Annotated in this window: 15 protein-coding genes; 3 read left to right on the top strand and 12 right to left on the bottom strand. The window is 70.7% G+C overall.

Annotated elements, in window-relative coordinates:
• Positions 1-206: 206 nt before the first annotated feature.
• From ACIO3P_RS27270 to ACIO3P_RS27245, 6 genes are all read right to left on the bottom strand, one after another.
• On the bottom strand, positions 207-437 hold the full coding sequence (locus ACIO3P_RS27270; RefSeq protein ID WP_329825377.1) for an acyl carrier protein: 231 nt from the start codon (positions 435-437) through the stop codon (positions 207-209).
• Positions 438-474: 37 nt separating this feature from the next.
• The gene (locus ACIO3P_RS27265) at positions 475-1,497 is read right to left on the bottom strand and encodes a beta-ketoacyl-ACP synthase III (RefSeq protein WP_329825376.1); all 1,023 of its coding nucleotides are present in this window, start codon (positions 1,495-1,497) and stop codon (positions 475-477) included.
• Positions 1,498-2,134: 637 nt separating this feature from the next.
• A complete protein-coding gene (prcB, locus tag ACIO3P_RS27260; protein ID WP_401853622.1) occupies positions 2,135-2,992 on the bottom strand; it encodes a proteasome subunit beta in 858 nt (285 codons plus the stop codon).
• Positions 2,993-3,048: 56 nt separating this feature from the next.
• Positions 3,049-3,813, bottom strand: coding sequence for an alpha/beta fold hydrolase (locus ACIO3P_RS27255; RefSeq protein ID WP_329825402.1), 765 nt, complete (start codon positions 3,811-3,813; stop codon positions 3,049-3,051).
• Positions 3,814-3,855: 42 nt separating this feature from the next.
• Positions 3,856-4,476, bottom strand: coding sequence for a LuxR C-terminal-related transcriptional regulator (locus tag ACIO3P_RS27250; RefSeq protein WP_401853625.1), 621 nt, complete (start codon positions 4,474-4,476; stop codon positions 3,856-3,858).
• Positions 4,477-5,136: 660 nt separating this feature from the next.
• Positions 5,137-8,781, bottom strand: coding sequence for a S8 family peptidase (locus tag ACIO3P_RS27245; protein ID WP_401853627.1), 3,645 nt, complete (start codon positions 8,779-8,781; stop codon positions 5,137-5,139).
• Between the two features lie 166 nt (positions 8,782-8,947).
• On the opposite strand from ACIO3P_RS27245, the gene ACIO3P_RS27240 reads away from it, so the two are divergent.
• Complete coding sequence (locus ACIO3P_RS27240; RefSeq protein ID WP_401853629.1) at positions 8,948-9,139, top strand: hypothetical protein; 192 nt, start codon at positions 8,948-8,950, stop codon at positions 9,137-9,139.
• A gap of 47 nt (positions 9,140-9,186) precedes the next feature.
• On the opposite strand, the gene ACIO3P_RS27235 is transcribed toward ACIO3P_RS27240, so the two are convergent.
• A complete protein-coding gene (locus ACIO3P_RS27235; RefSeq protein WP_401790729.1) occupies positions 9,187-9,660 on the bottom strand; it encodes a carboxymuconolactone decarboxylase family protein in 474 nt (157 codons plus the stop codon).
• 256 nt (positions 9,661-9,916) lie between these two features.
• Here ACIO3P_RS27235 and ACIO3P_RS27230 point away from each other — a divergent pair, with 256 nt between their 5' ends.
• Positions 9,917-10,582: a hypothetical protein gene (locus ACIO3P_RS27230; protein WP_401853631.1), complete on the top strand. Its 666-nt coding sequence runs from the start codon at positions 9,917-9,919 to the stop codon at positions 10,580-10,582.
• Positions 10,583-10,665: 83 nt separating this feature from the next.
• On the opposite strand, the gene ACIO3P_RS27225 is transcribed toward ACIO3P_RS27230, so the two are convergent.
• The 5 genes from ACIO3P_RS27225 to ACIO3P_RS27205 form a co-directional block, all read right to left on the bottom strand.
• Entirely contained in the window at positions 10,666-12,831 is a 2,166-nt protein-coding gene (locus tag ACIO3P_RS27225; RefSeq protein WP_401853633.1) for a glycoside hydrolase family 127 protein, read from the bottom strand.
• Positions 12,832-12,874: 43 nt separating this feature from the next.
• Entirely contained in the window at positions 12,875-14,860 is a 1,986-nt protein-coding gene (locus ACIO3P_RS27220) for a glycoside hydrolase family 127 protein (protein WP_401853635.1), read from the bottom strand.
• 106 nt (positions 14,861-14,966) lie between these two features.
• On the bottom strand, positions 14,967-15,788 hold the full coding sequence (locus ACIO3P_RS27215) for a carbohydrate ABC transporter permease (protein ID WP_329825369.1): 822 nt from the start codon (positions 15,786-15,788) through the stop codon (positions 14,967-14,969).
• Between the two features lie 28 nt (positions 15,789-15,816).
• Positions 15,817-16,779, bottom strand: coding sequence for a carbohydrate ABC transporter permease (locus tag ACIO3P_RS27210; RefSeq protein ID WP_401853638.1), 963 nt, complete (start codon positions 16,777-16,779; stop codon positions 15,817-15,819).
• 57 nt (positions 16,780-16,836) lie between these two features.
• Positions 16,837-18,150, bottom strand: a complete 1,314-nt coding sequence (locus tag ACIO3P_RS27205; RefSeq protein WP_329825367.1) for a sugar ABC transporter substrate-binding protein — start codon at positions 18,148-18,150, stop codon at positions 16,837-16,839.
• A gap of 223 nt (positions 18,151-18,373) precedes the next feature.
• On the opposite strand from ACIO3P_RS27205, the gene ACIO3P_RS27200 reads away from it, so the two are divergent.
• Positions 18,374-19,402: a LacI family DNA-binding transcriptional regulator gene (locus ACIO3P_RS27200; protein ID WP_401853640.1), complete on the top strand. Its 1,029-nt coding sequence runs from the start codon at positions 18,374-18,376 to the stop codon at positions 19,400-19,402.
• Positions 19,403-19,871 lie beyond the last annotated feature (469 nt).

Genomic DNA, 19,871 nt, shown 5'->3' with positions numbered 1-19,871 from the left:
CGGCGAACGGGCCGTGGGGTCACGCGGGCGGCGGGACGGAGCGGGTCGCCCCGCGTCCCGCCGCCGCGGTGGTGGGGCGGCTCAGGACACCGGGGCGACCGGCGCCGCTTTTCGCGGTGCGCCCGTACGGCAGGGGTCTTCCCGCACCCGTACCGCCGTACCGGCTACCGCCGTATCGCCGTCCCGACTACACCGCCGTACCGGCGTCAGAGCGCCGCGTTCCTCTCCTCCATCAGTCTCGCCATGTCGCCGATCGTGGGGGCGGCCAGCAGTTCGTCGTCGGTGATCGCGATCGCGTGGTCCTTCTCCAGGATGATGGAGAGTTCGACGATGGACAGCGAGTCCAGTCCGGCGTCCTCGACGGTGGCCTCCGGAGTGATCTCCTCGGGATCCGCTTCGAGTTTGTCGACCAGTACTTCTTTGAGCGTCTCGAACATGGGGGGCAGATTCCTTTGTGGGGGGGGTGAGTTGACGTCAGGCGGTGGGGAGCGCCGGCCAGGTGAGCGTGGCCGCGCCCCAGGACAGTCCGCCGCCGAAGGCGGTGAGCAGGGTCCGGTGCCCCTCGGCGAGACTCCCGTCCCCGGCTGCCTGGGCGAGCAGCAGCGGGATGGAGGCGGCGCCGGTGTTCCCGACCCGGGAGATGTTCGACAACTGGCGTCCCGCCGGTACGGCCAGCTCGTCCGCCACGGCTTTGAGGATCCGGGCGTTGGCCTGGTGGGCGGCGAGCCGGTCGACGTCCTCCACACGCCAGCCGGCGGCCTCGACCGCCTGCCGGGACGCCGTCGACATCCGCTCCACGGCCTGCCGGAACGTGCCGCGTCCGTCCATCCGGAAGAACTCTTCACCCGGGCCGCAGGACCGGCTGTGGGAGCGCTGGCGTGAACCGCCGGCCGGCACCTGGATGAGGTCCGCGAACCTGCCGTCGCTGCCGAGGACCACGGGGCCCACCGCACCGGGCTCGTCGGCCCGGCCCGCCCGCAGCACCACGGCACCGGCCCCGTCCGCGAAGATCACCGCCGTGGCACGGTCCTTGGGGTCGACGATGGTGGTGAAGGCGTCCGCGCCGATCAGCAGAACCTGCCGTGCCGTCCCCGAGGCGATCAGCCCCGCCGCCGTCGCCAGGCCGTAGAGGAAACCGGCGCAGACCGCCGAGATGTCGAAGGCCGGCACACCCACGAGCCCGAGACGGGCGGCGACCTCCGGCGCGGTGGCCGGGCAGAGCCGGTCGGGGGTGGTCGTGGCGAGCACGACCGCCTCCACCTCCGGGTCGCCCGCGGATTCCAGGGCCCTGCGGCCCGCCTCGAAGGCGAGATCCGACGTGGCCATACCGGGAGAGATCACATGCCGGGTTCTGATGCCGGTACGGGTACGGATCCACTCGTCCGACGTGTCGAGACGGGCGGACAGGTCGTCGTTGGTGACGACGTCCGGAGGCACCCACCCGCCGACACCCGTCACCACCGCCGCCCGGCCCTTGTCCTCGTGCCTCACCGGCATGCACAACCTCCTTCGCCATCGGCCGATGCCGTCACCGGGCACCGCGCACACATACATCGCACCGGCACCACCGGTCGCGAAGCGGATGTCCCGCCCGGGTTTCCGCGGAACTCCACGCGACGAAAACCACTGACCGGATCCTGTCCGAGCCAGGACCGGCCGACAGCCGCCCGGTATCCCAGGCAATCCTGGGAAGCCTTGCCGACGAAATAATTCGCCGACTCCTCGTCGCTCATTTCCGGCTCCGTGCACCGGAGAACCCGCAGTCACCTCAATTACCCACGACCCTATCCAGAGATTTCCGACGAGTTCGTGTCCACCTATGTACACTCCGGGTGTTTAGAACGGGACGGGGAGGGAATTGCGACGCGCTCCGGCCGCCGGGCCGTTTGCAGTAGCAGAGCCCCGCGGCGGTGCCGAGGGGAGGGGCGACGGCGGCGAAGAGAACACCGCAGCAGCAGGCGGACATGAACGGAAACACCCGGACACGGAAACGTCCGGAGAGTGGAAACACCCGGACATGGAAATACCCGGAGTGCGGGAACTCCGGGCACGGAAAGGAGTGGACGTGGCAACGCCGGAGGGGCGGGCCCGATCCGGGCCCGCCCCTCCGGGACGGTGTGGCGAGGACCGCAGGTCACAAGGTGACGGTGGGCCCTTCCGGCTGGCGCAGTCGCTGCTCGACCACCAGTCGGCTCAGCTCCTCGGTCTGCGCCTCGTCCATCCGCTCGTAGCCCTCCTCGGTGATCGACGCGACGATCGGGAAGATCCGCCGGGAGACGTCCGGGCCGCCGGTCGCCGAGTCGTCGTCCGCCGCGTCGTAGAGCGCCTGGAGCGCGGCCAGCGCGGCTTCCCGGCGCGAGAGCCCCGGCCGGTAGAGCTTCTTCAACGCCCCCCGGGCATAGGGGGAACCGGAACCCACCGTGTAGAAGTCCCGCATCTCGTACGGGCCGCCGGTCACGTCATAGCTGAAGATCCGGCCCGCCTCGCCCTCCGGGGCGAGCAGGTCGTACCCGGCGAGCATGGGTACCACGGTGAGGCCCTGCATGGCCTGGCCCAGGTTCTTCCGGATCATGGTGGCGAGCCGGTTCGCCTTACCGTCCAGGGTCATCGCCGTGCCCTCGACCTTTTCGAAGTGGGCCAGCTCGACCTGGTAGAGCCGCACCATGTCGAGCGCTATCCCGACGGTGCCGGCGAATGCCACCGCCGTGTGCTCGTCCGCGGGATACACCTTTTCCAGGTCACGCTGGGCGATGAGATTTCCCATCGTCGCGCGCCGGTCACCGGCCATCATGACGCCGTCCGCATAGGTGAGGGCCAGCACGGTGGTGCCGTGCGGAATCTGATCCTCCGTCAGCCTCGGGGTTCCGGCGGCACGCTGTGCGCCGCCGGGCATCAGGTCCGGTTCGTACCTCGCCATGAACTCCGTGAACGACGACGTTCCGGGGGTGAACAGCCAGGGTGTCAGCGGCTGCCCGCCGGTGTTCCCAGTCACTCGGTGTCCCCTTTCTGCAATGGCCCGAAGATCTTCGGAACCTACCAAATATCCGATCACCGGAAACCCTCCGCGGTGAGAGCACCGGTCAGTTCCCGGAGCCGGGCGGCCGGTTCCGGCCTTTCGAAGAGATAGAAATGGCCGCCGGGGAACCCCTCGTGTTCCGGCGGCCGCGCGCACGCCCCGGACCAGGCCAGCCGGTCCGCCTCCGCCAGGGTGACGTCGTCCTGCCCGTACCAGACCAGGTGCGGGACGGCCGACGGCGGACCGGGCGGCAGGGTGTAGGTATCGGCCAGATGCAGATCGTGCCCGAGCTGGCCGACCGCGGCCTGGGCGAAGTCCGGGTCCTCCAGGAACTCCGGATCGGTCCCGCCGAACGTACGCAGGTCCTCCATGACGCTGGAAGCGGACCGTACGAGGAAGGGGGCGGCGGGCATCGGGGCCTCCTCCGCGGCCACGGCCGGCCCCTTGGACGCGGAGACCACGAGCGTCCTGACCAGGGCCGCCCGCTCCGGCGGCAGCGCCGCGACGAGATTGTGCGCGAACAGGGCACCGAGGCTGTGCCCGATCACCAGGGCCGGCCGGTCGACCAGTTGGAGAAAGTCCGGAAGGAAACGTTCGTGCGCCGCACGGAAGTCGGCGGCCGGAGCGCTCCCCGTCTCACCGAACCGCCCGCCGAGCTCGAAGAGGAACCCGCCACAGCCGTCCGGGAGCTCCTTCACCACCGGCAGGAACGAGGAGGCGGACCCCCCTGCGTGATGAAAAGCGATCAACCGGACCGGGGCATCGGCCCCCGGAAGGCCGTGGTACGACACAGACATGGACATGGAACACATCACCCTTCACACCGGAGAGAAATCCTGTCACGTGGCCGGCGGCCACGTTCCGACCTTCAGCAGACCCACCGAGTAGGCCCTGGAGACCAGCTCGGTCCGGTTGTCCGCCTGGAATTCCCTCATCAGCTCGCCCAGGTGGTACGAAACACCGTTCTTGCTCATGTAGAGCCGGGACGCCAGTTTCGCGGTGGACAGACCGCACGCCACACCCTCAAGAATCCTGCGGCCCATGTCGCTCACAGTGACCTTCTTGTCCCCGTCGTTCACACCCACCGCCCAACTGCGATCCGGCTGCCATAAAGCCAGAAGACCAGGACCTCCCTCAAAACCACCCACTGCCACACCCACCAGATTCCCACCGACGCAGCCACCGTTTTCCCGGACCATGGTGACCTCCTCGGAAAAACGAATCCGCCGGCCCTCCAGAACCTCGTTCAGTAAATAATCCAAACGCCCTTTCACCCCCGGGTGAAAGAAACCGGAAAGGCACTCACCGACGACCTTTTCTCCCGCCCCCGAAAAATAGTGAAGAAAGCTGGGGCTCGCCCACAGTATTCCGCCGGCCGCATCAATCACAGCCACACTGATTCCTGATTGCATCAGCAGGGCCCTATTAAATGTTTCCACATCATTAACAGCGATAGGCACAACTACCCCTTCGTTCCAGCGCGTCCGGAAACGGCTGCGAGTGAACAGCAAACAGTGCTTGAAGAGTAAAGCACGGGCCCATGCCGCACCGCGAGATCGCGTCAAAGCAGCCACCCTCGGGGGCATATGCCAAGCCCTATGGCGACACTCGCGGCAGACGCCCGCCGAGCCACACCCCCGCTATACACCACTTACCCCGGGACTCCCTGTGCCCCACATCACGAACAGTCCAAGAAAAGCACCGCACACCCCTCACCCCGCAAATCGACATCGAACGCATGCACGACACCATCGGAGATTAGGACGCCTTTATAGGCAAGTGCCGCTTGTACTCCTCAGGTATGTACCATCACCACATCGCCACTCCGACGACAGGCGGATCGGCCGGCCCCGACCCGGCCACCACGCGACAACGACCCCGGACAGCGCCCCAGAACGGCTGGAACCACCGACACACCCCTCAGGGTTCACGCGCTTTCCACACTGAATTCACACATGGTTACGCGACTTTTCAAACAGACCGGGTGCGCACACCGGGACGTGGCGGCGCGAGACGCCGGAGAAGTGCTTCCCGCCGTGGCCGTACGGGCTGTCGTCGGAGGGGCCGCCGAAGGTTCGTCGGAGGGGTCGCCGGATGCGCGCGGCCCCTCCGACGAACCGTCAGGACTTCCTGATCTTGTACGCCTTCTTGACCGTCACCTCGAAGGAAGAGGCGCGGTCGGACCCCTTGGCCCGCAGGCTGACGTAGCCGTGCCCGTTGCGGTCGATGTGCTCGGCGGGGAGCGCGGAGAGCGCCGGGTGCGTGATCAGCGCCCGGTTCTTCACGACCGGCACCCGTTCCCAGGTCGTGCCGTCGTCGAAGGACGCCTCGACGGTCAGGCCGCGCAGCGTGCCCCGCGGCTGGTCACCCGTGCGCCGTACCTCGAAGGGGACGGCGAGGACCTGGTGGTCCCCGGCCCGCGACCACTCGTCGACCGGCGGCTCGAACCGGACGCTGGACAGCGGCAGGGCGGCTTGCTCGCCGTCCGTCGCCGGACCGGAGCGGAAGGTCCAGGCGGCCTCGACCCCGGTGGACAGACCATTCCACTGGGAGCGGTCGGCGCGGGCCTTGAGCGTGTACGTACCGGTGTCGGCCGGGACGGTCCACGCGGCGAGCGCGGTGTTCCGCGGGAACTCCTTGGCGCCGTCCCGGCTCTTGGCGATCGCCCTGCCGTCCCGGCTGAGGGTGTAGTCGTACGTGGCGTAGACATCGTCGGACGTGAACAGATGCCGCGCCTCGGAGTCCCCGCCCAGCGGCAGGTCGACGGTGACGGTGTCGCCGCTCCGGACCAACTGGCGGCCGTCGGCGGCGAGGGCGGGGGCGCCCACCGGGTGGTTCCAGTGCTCGACGCGGCGTCCGGGCCGGAACGCCTCGGGCTCGGTGAACAGGGCCCGGGCCCGGAGCGGGTCGACGCTGTCGGCGTTCTGCCAGGACCAGCGCAGTTCCTGGGACCAGGTGATGTCCTTGGACGCGGTGTAGTACTCGGTGCGGGTGCCCGGCGAGGGCACGTTGACGCGACGGCCGTCGAGCGCGATGCCCTTCAGCGTCGCCGTGGCCAGCTTGGACTTCAGCGGGAAGGGCCGGTCGTACCGTCCGGCCTGCTCGGAGGCGCCGTAACGGGCCTCGGTCCGCGCGAGCGCGGAGTCGCCGACGCGGCCCGTGAGGTCGGAAGGGATGCCGCCCTCGCGGATGTTGGCCAGGTAGTAGACCGGACCGGTGGCGGTGGGGTAGTCGTACCCGTCGCCGGGCGCGCCGTCGGGGATCTCGCCGACCCGGTAGCCCTCGGCCAGGTCCTCGCGGTAGTACGTCGTGTAGGTCGAGCCGTCGGGACGGGTCGTGGAGGGGACCGCCCAGTAGTCCGGAGGCAGGTGGGAGTACTCGACGGAGATCTGGGTGCTCGTCGGCCCGGTCTGCTCGTTCGGGATCCTGGTCTGCCGCTGGAGGATGCCGGACGCCTGGTAGATCCGTTCGGCCTTCTCGTTGTCGACCGTGTTGCCGAGCTTGCGGGCCGCGGTGCCGCCCAGGGTGATGTCGGCCGGCTCCTTCACCCGGAGGAAGGGTTCACCGGCGAGGACATGGTCGCTGGCGAACCAGTGGCTGTCGGGCCCGTAGCGGCTGATGATCGCGGAGATGCCGTACGTCCCCGCGGGCGCCCGCAGTGTCACGGTGGCGCCCGCGGTTGCCACGATCGGCCGCTCGAACGGGACCAGGGCGCGGTCCAGCGGCACGAGGCTGACGAGGGAGATGTCGCTCGCCGGGGCGCCGAGCTGATCGCGGAGGTGGACGGTCAGGTCGTAGCTCTCGGGTTCCAGGGTGAGTCCGACCGGGACCCGCACCACCGTCCCCCCGGCGGTGTCGGTATCGGTGGCGGTGAGCAGCGCGGAGAGCGTGCCGCCGGTACGGATGCCGCTGTCCCGGAGTTCGACGGCCACGGACGCCGTGCCGTGGGCGGGGACGGTCAGCCGGGTCCCGGAGAGTCCCAGCAGGCCGGCGGGCAGGTCGCCTCGCGTCACGGTGACGTCGAGGCCGAGGCCGAGGGTGACGGGGCTGTCGGAGGTGTTGGTGAAGGTGACCTTGCGTGCGGTGTCCGGGTCGCGAGGCCAGGTGAGGTGGCCGAAGTCGACCGCGTGGGCGTCGGCCCGGACGTCCTGGGTGACGGCGCGCTCCACGTCGATCAGGCCCGAGCCCTGGTCGTACACCGACTCGCCGGGGCTGGGCTCGGCGCTGGAGACCAGGGCCTGGCTGATCTGACGGGGTGTCCAGTCGGGGTGGGCCTGCATGACGAGGGCGGCGGCCCCGGCGACCGCGGGGGCGGCCATCGACGTACCCGAGAGGCGGGTGTAGTTCTCGTCGACCGGGCCCTGCGGGCCCTCCGGGTCGACGTCGCCGATGTCGGTTCCCGCCGCGCGGGCGGCGGTGACGGCGACGCCCGGGGCCTTGACGTTGGGTTTGACGATGTAGTTGCCGAAGAGCGGGCCGCGGCTGGAGAACGAGGCGACCGCGTCGTCGCCCCCGGCGGCACCGACCGCGAGGGCGCCCGCGGCCGCGGAGGGCGGGGTGACGGTGAAGGAGCCGGGTCCGCTGTTGCCGGCGGAGACGACGGGGAGGACGCCCTGGTCGAGCAGGGCGTCGGTGGCGAGCGACCAGGGGTCGGTGCCGTCGGTCGGGACGGTCGAGCCGAGGCTCATGTTGACGATGTCGACGCCCTCATCGGCCGCCCACTCCATGCCGTTGATGATGTGCGAGAGCTGCCCGAGAGGGCCGGACAGAACTCGTCCGCTGACGATCTCGACACCGGGTGCCACGCCCTCGTACTTCCCGCCGGAGGCCGCCCCGGTACCGCCGATGATCCCGGCGACATGGGTGCCGTGGCCGTCGACGTCGCCGGTCTCGCTGTCCCACGGGACATGGTTCACGGACTTCGACACACGATCGACGAGATCGGGGTGGGTGGTGCGCACACCGGTGTCGAGGACCGCGACCTTGACGCCGGTGCCGTCCAGGCCGCGGGACTTGGGGGCGGTCGCGTTGATCTGACCGATCAGGTCGTCGACGGGAACGTCGTCAGCGGCGGCGGTGACGGGAGCGGGACCGGGGTCGGCGGATTCCGCGTCGGTGAGCTGGACGGGGGTGTCCAGCCAGACCTTCTGGACGGCGGGGCGGAGCCGTGGATTCCCGGCCTTCGCGGCTTCGGCTGTTTCCGCCGCGCTCGCGGGAGCCGACAGAGACTTCCAGAACTCGCCGCGATCCCCGTCGGGCAGGGGGACGGCGGTGGCGCCGATGGATTCGAGCGGTACGGTCCCCTTCCGGTCGGCCGCGGCGCGGAGATCGGGGGGCAGCCGGTCACCGCCGTGCCGAATGATCAGCGACAGCGACCGGTGGTTGTCCTTCTCCTTGCCTTCGTCGGCCCCGTCGTCGAGACCGAGGCGTTCCAACGCGCTGAGATTGAAGAGCACTTCGTCCACCTGGCCGGAGGCCACCAGGGGGGCGACATCCGTGGGGATGACGTTGATGTCCCGGCCCGTTGCGGTGCGGAAGAACCCGACGCCTTCACGGCCCTCGGCCGGTTCGAAATCGATGCGGGTCACCCCCCGGGAGTCGTCGAGGGTGACGCGATCCCCGGTGACGAGGGTGAACCGCTTGCCCCGGAGGGCGCGGGGAACGGTGTCGTCGCCGACGGGAGAGGCGGAGGAGGTCGGGGAGGGGGCCGATGCCGGGGTGGCGCCGGCCGGATCGGTCAGGGGGGTGACGAGCAGTCCGGCCACGAGGGCGCTGCCCGTCCATAACCTTGCGACGCGATGTCTGGGCACACGTACTCCGTTCGAGATGGTTGAGTCATGAACAGAGCTGACGTGCACCAAGTTAGTTCAGAGGTCACCGGGACCTGGCTCAACTGGCGTGCGCTGACCAGAACTTGCCGCCGATCGCCTCATGAGTACCGGTCAGCACCGTGCGTGGCTCGGCCCGGTGAACGGCACCGGTGTCCGCGGCCGGACCGAAGCGGCCCTCGACGGGATACGTGATCTGCTCCCGGGCGACCGGCTGAACGACGTCCGGTCGACCGTGTCCGGGCCTTCCGCCCACGCCGGACCGGCACCCGCCCCGGACCCCGACGAGGGGTAACCGGGGCGGGTGCCGGTGTGAGGTGGGCGCCCGCCAGGAACCGCTGGTTATCCGTGCTGGCCGGGCTGGTAGTCGCCGGCGGGCTGCTGGGTGATGACGTTCAGACGGTTGAAGGCGTTGATGATGGCGATGTCGCACACCAGGGCGGCGAGCTCCTCCTCGTTGTAGTGCTTGGCTGCGTTCGCCCACGCTTCGTCGGTGACGCCACCCGCCGCGTCGGCGATGCGGGTGCCCTGCTCCGCCAGCTCCAGGGCGGCGCGCTCGGCGTCGGTGAAGACCGTGGCCTCCCGCCAGGCCGCGACCAGGTGGAGGCGCACCGAGGTCTCCCCGGCGTGCGCGGCCTCCTTGGTGTGCATGTCGATGCAGCCGGCGCAGCCGTTGATCTGACTGGCCCGGAGCCTCACCAGCTCCTTCGTCGCGTTCGGCAGCGTCGAGTCCGCGAGCGCCTTGCTCGCCGCGATGACGTGCTTGAGGGCCTTGGCCGAGGCCGGGCTGGAGAGGGGGTTGATACGGGCGTTCATGGTGCACTCCTTGCCGTTGTTGGCGCTTACACCTCTGTGACGGAGCAGCCCGGCGAGATGTGACATGCGCGGATGTGACGTGGGCCTCCCTCTCGCACCCGCCGTGCGATGTCACCGGTGCGGTGCCTCTTGACGCCCTATTTCCCGGCTGGATACTTACGGACGTCGGTGATCCGCCCCGTGTCCTCGGCGGAGCCTCCGATCATGCCGTCGCCCCCGCACCCGACGGCCCACCCCCCACAGGAGGATCCCTCACATGAGTCCACGACGGACCCCGGAGCGCACCGAGCGAGCGGCCATATCCTGGCGCGTTCAGCGCACGAGGACGGCCGGCTCCGCACTCGCGGCCATCGCGCTCGCAGCCGCCGTACTGGCAGCTCCCGGCGTCGCGCAGGCCGCTCCTCAGGCCGTACCGCGGGCCGCACAGGGGCAGGTGGCTGCGGCCGACATCACCTGGACCCTGGAACGGTCGAGCAACCCCACCCAGGACCAGTTGACGGCGTACGGCCTCATCACGACGGCCATGAACGCCGCGGTGGCCCGGTACAACAACCTCAGCGATCTGGGCAAGAGCATCACCGTCCGGTACGACCCGGGCGTGCCCACCGCCGACGGCAACATCAACGGGACCATCCGGTTCGGCAACCGCGGTTACATGACCGAGAGGACCGCTCTGCACGAGATCGCCCACACCATCGGCGTGGGCACCAGTGGGAGTTGGTCCTCCCTCACCAGTGGGGGGACCTGGCGCGGCGCGCAGGCCACGGCGCTCGTCCAACGGTTCGACGGGTCGGGTGCCACGCTGTCCGCCGGTGGGGGACACTTCTGGCCCTACGGCCTGAACTACGAGAACGAGTTCTCGAACACGGCGGGCGATCGCCACGTCCAGATCGTCGTGGCCATGGTGCGCGACGGTCTCTGACCCCGGTCCCCGGGGGCCGGTGCCTGGGGGCGGTCGCCGCTCCCAGGCACGCCGGCACACTCCGGCGCACGCCGGCGCTCCGCTCAGCGTCTCAGGTCCGCGCCGACCGCGGCCGCCACGACGCGGTCCCGCTCGGTGCGGGTGAACAGCCCTTCGGACAGCCAGCTTTCGGCGAGGGTGCGCACCGCCGTCACGAAGGGGCCGGAGGCCGCGAAGGGGGCCTGCGCCCAGAGGACGTCGAGGAAGGTCAGCCCGTCACCGCGGGCGCGGTTCGCCACGCCGGAGTCGGTCGCGCCGAACACGACGACGGGTTCGGCGCGCCTGAAGTAGGCGTGATAGCGGGTGGTGTCCGCGATGTGGAACGGGGCCAGGGTCAGGCCGTGGGTGGTGAAGTGCATCGGGCGGCCCTCGGGGGCGATCGCGTCGGCGAGGTCGCCCCGGAGCGTGAAGTCCTTGTAGAAGGAGAACGCGCGGAACCCCGTCTCCTGGCTCCGCGCGACCAGCAGGAGCGGCCCGTGGAACACGGACTGGACGGCGGGATCGTCCAGGGCTCTCTCGACGCGCAGACGGTAGGGGGCGGAGATCCCGATCCGGTCGCCGCGCTGCCAGTTTCCGCTCAGGGTGAGGTAGCTGCCGGGCTCCGCCTCGGCTCGCTGCGGGACCCCGTTGACCGTGACGGTGAAGCCACCCGTGGCCCAGGCCGGAACCCGGAGTCTGAGATCGAGCCTGCCACCGCCCTCACGGAAGGTCAGGGTGCGGACGCCCTCGGCCGGATAGTCGCTCGTCTGCTCGATGACGAGACCCCGCTCCGGCCACCGCAGGGTCGAGGCGAGGTAGAGGTTGACGTACAGCGCGTTGCCGTCGGCGGAGCGGAAGTAGACCGAGTCCTGGTACTTGGTGTGGTTCTCCATGCCGGTGCCGCCGCAGCACGTGCCGGTGTTGCCGTACGCGCGCGCCACACCCGGGCCCATGCCGACGAAGTAGGTGACCTCCGGACTGTCCGTGCTCCGGGCGTCCCTGCGGGAGGCGAGGATGTGGTTGGTCAGGCCCCGCTCGTAGTAGTCCATGCAGGCGGGGTCCTGCTCGTGGAAGAAGAGCTGCCGGCTCAGCTTGAGCATGTTGTACGTCGCGCACGTCTCGGCGTTCTTGTCGTCGAGCGTGGCCGCGACGGCTCCCCGGGCCCGGAACATCTCGCCCTGGCCCGTGCCGCCCAGGCTGTACATGCGGGGGCCTGCGACCATGCCCCAGAAGTTGCGGGCCGCGGCGGCGTACTCCTCCTCCCCCGTGTGGTCGAACAGCCGCAGATACCCGGTGAACTGGGGGATGTGCTGATTGGCGTGGAGGCCCTCCAGGGTGTCGCGGTCCTCGGCACAGGCGGCCAGCAGCGCGGTGTTGTCGAAGCAGCGGGCGGCGGCGAGGTGTTCCGCCCGGCCGGTGAGGGCGTGGAGGTCGGCGAGCACCTCGTTCATCCCGCCGTACTCACCGGCGATGTGGATCGACCACATACGTTCCAACTGTGCCTTCGGCAGGCGGCCGAGCCGGTGGTGCACCCAGTCGCCCATCTGCGAGGCGAGGTCCAGGGCCTGTGCGTTGCCGGCCAGGGTGTGCGCGTCGAGGAGGCCGCGCATGATCTTGTGGCAGGTGTAGTACGGCGCCCAGATGGTGGGGTACGTCGTGTAGCTCTCCAGCAGGATGAACTGCGTCTCCGGGTATGCCGCCAGGTAGCCGGGGTGACTGGGTCTCGGCGAGCCGTGCTCCGCCAGGGCCTGCCGGCATTCGGCGAGCGCGCCGACCAGGTGGTCCAGCTTGGCCTTGAGCGCCGCCTCCCCCGTGTCGGCGTACGCCTGGGAGACGAGGGTGAGGAAGTGGCCGCCGTAGTGGCCGCGCAGATTGCCGTCGAAGGTCTCCCACCCGCCGGGTGGCCGGGCGCCACGGGTGTCGAGCCCGGCGTTGGCCCGGAAGACGGCCAGGATGCGGTCGGCCGGACAGGACCTCGCGTAGTCGAGCATCAGGTCGCGCTTGCGCCGGAAGACGCCGTCGCCGAGCGTCACCCGGTCCAGAGGGAAGGGGTGGACCGCCCAGGTGGACGGTACGGGCACCGGCGCCACGGCGGCCCGGGCGGCCGCCGCGGACAGAGCCGTGCCGGTGGGCGCGGCGTGCGCCGGCCGGGCGGCGTGGGCGAGCGGGGCGGTGGCCGCGGTCCCGGCGGCGATCCTCAACAGGGCGCGTCGGGTGGGGGGTTGGGGCATGTTCTCGAACTCCGATCGTGAGTGGTCGGCGGGCGGTGCACGGCTACGTCGGCGGGGCGAGGCGGTCCGGTTCCACGGTCGGCAGCCATACCCGCATGGTGGAGGGTCCGCGGTTCGCCCAGGAGTGGTACGGGACCAGGACGATCCCCGCGCGGTCGGCGGCCCGCAGGCGCGCCGGGGCGTCCAGCGGCCGGTACGGCCAGCTCTCGCCGTGCCGCGCGTCGTGCGCGGCGACCTCCCCGGCGACCACGACCGTGCCGCCCGCGCCGTCCGGCCCGTCCGGCCCGCCCTCCGGTTCGGCGGCGGGGTCCACCCGTACCGCGTCGACCTCGTGTCCTTCCGGCAGGTCCACGGATTCGGCGCAGTACACCAGCGGTCCGCGCTGCACGGCCACCGTGCCGCGTACCGCGTCGACGCGCGGATCGGCGCGGATCCAGCGCGCCCGTACGGGCAGTTCGAGCCGTATCTCGTCACCCGGCCGGAAGACCCGGGTGGTCCCGGCCGTGCCCGGGGCGACGGTACGGCGGCGTCCGTCCGGGTCGGTCAGCCAGGTGGTGGCGTGCGCCGTCCACGCGGGGACGCGCAGGGTCAGGGTCCACGGGTGGCCCGGCGACCGGTCGACGCGTACGGTCACGGTCCCGCCGGACGGGTAGTCGGTGCGGACCCGCAGGGCCACACGGTAGCCGCCGGTGAGGGTGGTGGCGATCTCCGCGTCCGCGTACTGGTGCAGTTGGACGCCCTGGTCGTCCGCCGTCGCGAGGTGGGCCGGCAGTTGGGCCAGGGTCCGCGCCACATTGGTCGGGCAGCAGGACACCGCGAACCAGGGGGCGCGCAGGCTCGATTCGGCGCGCGGGCTCACGGTGTCCGTGGCGGGCGCGGCGCCCCGGTGGCGCCGGTGCAGGGTGTTGGCGTAGAAGAAGGACCGGCCGTCCTCCGCCGGGGAGGTGGCGACCACGTTGAACAGGGTGCGCTCGGCCAGGTCGGCGTAGCGTGGCTCCCCGGTGGCCAGCAGCAGCCGCCAACTGAGCATGACGGAGGCGACGCCGGCGCAGGTCTCCGAGTAGGCGCGGTCCGGCGGGAGGACGAAGTCGTCGCCGAACGCCTCGTCCCGGTGGTGCGCGCCCATGCCGCCGGTCAGATAGGTGCGCCGGGCGACGGTGGCCTCCCACTGCCGTACGACCGCGGCGAGCAGGGCGTCGTCCCCGGTCTCCACGGCCACGTCGACGGCGCCGGCCGCGAGGTAGAGGGCACGGACGGCGTGGCCGCGCAGCACCGTGGCCTCCCGTACGGGCAGGTCGTCCTGGTGGTAGGCGCGGCCGAACTCGCCGTCGGGGAGCGTGCCGTGGCCGCGGCGGTCGACGAAGAGCGCGGCCTGGTCGAGGTAGCGCCCCTCCCCCGTCAGCCTGGCCAGTTCCACCAGGGCCGTCTCGATCTGCGGATGTCCGCAGACGCCCTCGATGCCGCCCGGGCCGAAGGTGGCGCACACGTGGTCGGCGGCGCGCCGGGCGATCTTCGTCAGTTCGCCCTCGCCCCGGGTGCGGGCCTGGGCGACGCCCGCCTGGATCAGGTGGCCTGCGCAGTAGAGCTCGTGGCCCCAGGCGAGGTCGCTGTGGCGGGGCCGCTGACCGGGTCGGCCGAAGGCGGTGTTCAGGTAGCCGTCCGGTTCCTGGGCGGCTGCGAGGAGCTCCGTGAGTGCGGCGGTCTCCGCGTCGGGTGTGGTGCCGGAGTCGGTGCCGGTGCCGGTCTGCCAGGCGATGGCTTCGAGGAGTTTGTAGAGCTCGGAGTCGGCGAACTCCCGTCCGCGCCGGTCCCGTTGGATCCGTCCCTCGGCCGCCGCCCGGAAGTTGCCGGTCCAGCCGACGCGTTCCATCCAGTCGCGGCAGTGCCCGAGGGTGGCGGTCTCGTTGGTGTGCCGGCGCCGGGCCCAGAAGCCGCCGGTGATCCTGACCTCGTCGAGCCCGAGCGGTCGCAGCCGGCCACGGGTCGGCGCCACCGGCAGGGCGGCCGGCCGTGCCGGGTTCTCCTTCACGCGTCCATGCCTTCGGTTCGTCCCTTCGGTCGTGGTGTACGGCGCCCGGACCGGGAGGTACGGCGCTCGGACCTGGGCGCACGGCGTTCGGCGCTCGGTCGGAGCCTCAGCCCTTGAGCGCGCCGGACATGAAGCCCCGTACGTAGTGCCGTTGGAGCAGCAGGAAGAGCAGGAGACAGGGCACGGCGAGGACCACCACGCCCGCCTCGGTGGCGCCGTAGTCGACGGCGCCCATGCTCTGCTGCCGCAGGTTCGCGACGGCCAGCGGCAGCGGTGCCTTCGCACTGTCCGAGATGAGGATCAGCGGTGCGATGAAGTCGTTCCAGGCAGCGAGGAACGCGAAGAGGCCGACGGTGATCAGCCCCGGCCGTACCGCCGGGAGGAGGACGCGGCGCAACGCGCCCGCCGTGCCGCAGCCGTCGACGAGCGCCGACTCCTCCAGTTCGCGGGGCACCGCCTCGAAGGAGATCCGCATCATGAAGGTGGCGAACGGCAGTTGGAACATGGCCAGTACCAGGCTCAGTCCGAGCAGCGAGTTCTGCAGATGGAGTCTGCCGAGGAGTACGTAGAGCGGGATGAGGAGGGTGGCGTACGGGACCATGAGGATGGCCAGGGTGAGCAGGAACAGCGCGTTCCTGCCGGGGAATTCGAAACGGGCGAAGGCGTAGCCGCCCAGCAGCGACACCCCCAGGGTCAGGGCGACGGTCAGGGCCGAGACGACGGTGCTGTTGAGGAGGTACCGCCACAGGCCCGCGTCGTACTCCAGCAGCGTGCGGTAGTTGCCGAGGCCGTGGCCGGATTCCTGCGCGGTGCCGGGCTGTCCGCTGATGGACGCCCAGGCGTTCCACAGCAGGGGGAAGAGGAAGATGACGGCCAGACCTCCGGCGACGACGTAGTAGGGCGTCCGTCCCAGGGCGCGGGTCAGCACCGTGGTCTCCCTTCCCCTGAGGTACGGCTCATGACGGGTCCGCGTGGCGCAGACCGCGGAACTGAAGGACGTTGAGCAGGAGCAGCACGGCCAGCACGATGAGAGAAAGGGCCGCCGCGGTACCGAGATTCAGCCGCTGGAACGCCTCGCGGTAGATCAACTGGACAACGGTGACGGTGCTGTTGTCGGGTCCGCCCTTGGTGAGGAGGAAGAACTGGTCGAAGGCGAGCAGCGATCCGGTCACACACAGCAGCAGGGTCAGGGCGAGGGACGGCCGCAGCAGCGGCAGCGTGATGCCGCGGAAGATCTGGCCGCGGCCCGCGCCGTCCATCCGCGCCGCCTCGAACACCTCCTGGGGGATGCGCTGGAGGCCCACGAGGAGGATCAGCATGTAGAAGCCGGCGAACTTCCAGACGATGAGGAACACCGTCGACAGCAGGGCCGAGGTCGGTGTGGCGAGGAAGGACACCGGGTCGTCGACGAGGCCGAGCCTTTCCGGGACGCGGCCGAGCGGGCCGGTGGTCGGGCTGTACAAACCCCAGAACAGCAGTGACGCGGACGCGAGTCCCAGGACACTGGGCAGGAAGTAGACCGTACGGAAGAAGCCCGCACCGGGCCGGGACTCCTGCACCAGCAGGGCGAGGAGGAGGGCCAGCCCGAGGAGGACGACGGTGACGATCACCGTGTAGAGGAGGGTGAAGCGGACCGCGGGCCAGAACAGGGCGCTGTCGATGACGTCGGTGTAGTTCTCGGGGGCGTTGAGACCCCGGTCCCCGGCGAGCAGTGGCCAGTCGCTGAGCGACATCCGCCCGACGAGCAGCAGCGGCAGCAGGAAGAGGACCGCGACGAACACGGCCGTGGGGGCCGCGTAGACAAGGCCCTTCACCCTGCGGGACCGCCACCGGGGCGCGGTCGTGCGGGCCGGGCGGGCCCGTACCGCGGGCCGGGCCCGGGCTTCGGCCACCGCCGGCTCGGCCGCCTTCAGATGCATGGCTCTCCTCTGCCGCGTGACGTGGGAGGGGCGGACGCCCGGGTCCGGGTGGGCCGCTCAGTCGGCCAGCGACGCGGTGACCGCCTCGTTGTCCTGGTCGACGGACGATCCGTCGCCGAAGACGGCATGGCGCATCAGGGTCAGCCAGGGGCCGTTGGGGTCGTTGAAGGTCTGGCCGAACTTCGGCGCGTACGGGGTCCGCCCGTCCGCCACGAGTCTGTTGATCGTCACCAGCCGCGGATCCGCGGCGGAGTGCTGGTTGGACGCGAGATCGGTGCGTGCCACGACGTCCTTGTGTGCGGCGACCACATCGACCTGCGCCGTGTCGCCCAGGGACCAGGCGAGGAAGTTCCATGCCTGGTCGGCCGAGTCGCTGGTGGCGGAGATGCCGAGGGCGTCACCGCCGACGAAGGTGGATGTGCCGCCGTCGGGTCCGGGGATGGGCGCGACGCCGAGGTCGAGGTTCCCGGGCATCAGACCCAGAGTGGTGGACGGCATGGGCATGACGCCGATCCGGCCTTTCGGGAAGAGCCCCGTCCAGGTGGTGCCGGTCTCCTCGCGTGCGCCGGGGGCCACGATGTCGTCCTTCACCCACCCGCGGTAGGTCGCGTAGACCTTCTTCGCGGTGCCGGAGGCGAGGGACGCCTCGGTTCCCTCCTTGTTCAGCACCTCCTCCCCCGCGGCCCAGATCGACGGCCACCAGGTGAAGACGCCGCAGCCGCCGCAGTTGCCGCCGAAGAACGTGCCGTTGACGCCGCCGCCGAGCGCGTCCACGGCGCGCGCCTGCCGGTCCCACTCGCCCAGGGTGGTGGGCGGGGCGTCGGGGTCGAGTCCGGCCCGCCGGTAGAGCTCCTTGTTGTAGAAGAGCACCGATAGGTCGAGGGTGTGCGGTACGACGTACTTCCTGCCCTCGTACGTGCCGGCCTTGAGGTGCGACCGGGCCAGGTGCTCGGCGAAGGGCAGGGCGTCGACGCGTTCGGTGAGGTCGGCGAAGAGCCCGCTGGAGGTGTAGTTGGGGACGAACACCACGTCGGAGGCGAACAGGTCGGGAAGGTCCCGGGATCCCGCGGCCGCGCCGACCTTCGCCTGGTAGTCGTCGGTGGGGATCACGGTCAGTTCGATCTTGTTCCGGTGGCTCGCGTTGTACGCCTCGACCAGGCCCTCGCTCTGCGGCCGGGTCGCCGCGCGCGTCCACATCGTCAGCGTGGTGCCGTCGTCGGCGCCCTGGGCGTCCGCCGTTCCGCCCCCTTTGCCGTCCGTGCCGTCGTCTCCGGAGCCGCATGCCGTGACCAGGCTCGCGGCGGCCAGCAGCGCGACAGCGCGGATGACGAGGCGGTGGATCCGTCCAGGTGGTCCGGCCGTGCTTCTCATGTCGATCCCCCTTGGGTGGCGGCGGGCCGAACGAAAAGGCTTTCAGAAAGCTAGGACTCGGCCTGCCGCCCGTCAATCCCCTTGCGGGCAACGGCAGTCGTGGTGCGCCGAAACCTGGGGAGGCACCCTGAGCGCACCTTGACCGAAACTTCTCGCGTACGGTTCTACGCCCGACGTGCCACCCCGACGGCCTCGGCACGCGACGCGAGACAGGAGAACATCCATGGCACAGGTCACCGGCCCCTCTCGTTCGCGGCCCGCCACGCTCAGCGATGTCGCCCGGCTGGCGGGCGTGTCCGTCGCCACCGCGTCGAAGGCCCTCAACGGCCGTAGCCAGGTGCGCGCCGAGACACGGCAGCGGGTGATCGACGCGGCCGAGCGTCTGTCGTTCCGGCCCAACCAGTTGGCGCGGGGCCTGCTGGCCGGGCGCTCGGGCACCGTCGGGCTGCTCACCAGTGACCTGGAGGGCCGGTTCAGCATCCCGATCCTCATGGGGGCCGAGGACGCCTTCGGGGCGGGCGAGGTCGCGGTGTTCCTCTGTGACGCCCGCGGTGACGCGATCCGCGAGCAGCATCACGTCCGCGCGCTGCTCGGCCGCCGGGTCGACGGGCTCATCGTGGTGGGCAGCCGGACCGACCCGCGTCCGTCCCTGGGCCGTGAGCTGCCCGTCCCTGTCGTCTACGCGTACGCGCCGTCGGACGATCCGGCGGATCTGTCCATCGTCCCGGACGGCGTGGGCGGCGGCCGGATCGCGGTGGAGCATCTGCTCGCCTGCGGCCGTACCCGGATCGCGCACATCACCGGCGACCCCGGGTACCTCGCCGCGCGGGAGCGGGCCGAAGGCGCCCTGGCCGCGCTCGCCGACGCGGGCCTGTCCCCGGTCGGCGAGCCACGGTTCGGGGTGTGGTCGGAGGGCTGGGGACGGGCGGCCACCGCGATGCTGCTCGACCGGCACCCGGACGTGGACGCCGTCCTGTGCGGCAGCGACCAGATCGCCCGCGGCGTCATGGATGTCCTGCGCGAGCGCGGCCACCGGGTGCCCGAGGACGTGGCGGTCATGGGCTTCGACAACTGGCGGGTCCTGACCTCCGCCTCCCGCCCGCCGCTGACCAGCATCGACCTGAACCTCGAACAGGTCGGGCGGGCCGCCGCGCACGCCCTGTTCGGCGCGATCGCCGGAACGCGGCGCTCGGGCACCGAGACGCTGCCCTGCCGGGTGGTGATCAGGGGGTCCACGGCGCCGTTGTCCTGAAAGCCGCGGTCGGGGACGCCGGGCCCGGGGCATCCCTCTTGACACCTCAAGATCCCGGACCTACGTTGCGAAAACCTTTCAGGTCGTTTCAGTCTCAGCCCCGGATTCAGTTCCGGACCCGGTTCCGGACCCGGTTCCGGTTCCGGTTCCGGTTCCGGACTCAGTCCCGGTTTCCGTTCCGGTTTCAGGTTCAGTTTCAGGTTCAGTACGTCTCGGAGACGCGGCGAAGCCCTCCCCCGTTCGTACCGCTTCCTCGCTCTCCTCCGCTTCCACGTGCGGCTTTGTCAGGAGCACCACACGGCCGGCGGTGAGCACGCCGGCGTCGTCGCGAGCGGACGCTCGCGGTCAACTGGACAGGGAGCATCCGATGAGAAGACGACGGACGGAGCCCCCGGGAGGGGGCGTCGGCACCACCCTGAGCCACTTCGCCTCACCCGGGGCCGGCCGGGCCGGGCGGCGCCGCGAAGGG

The sequence above is a fragment of the Streptomyces sp. NPDC087310 genome (genome assembly GCF_044744405.1).
GTDB lineage: Bacteria > Actinomycetota > Actinomycetes > Streptomycetales > Streptomycetaceae > Streptomyces.
This window is presented reverse-complemented; position numbering and strand designations above follow the sequence as displayed.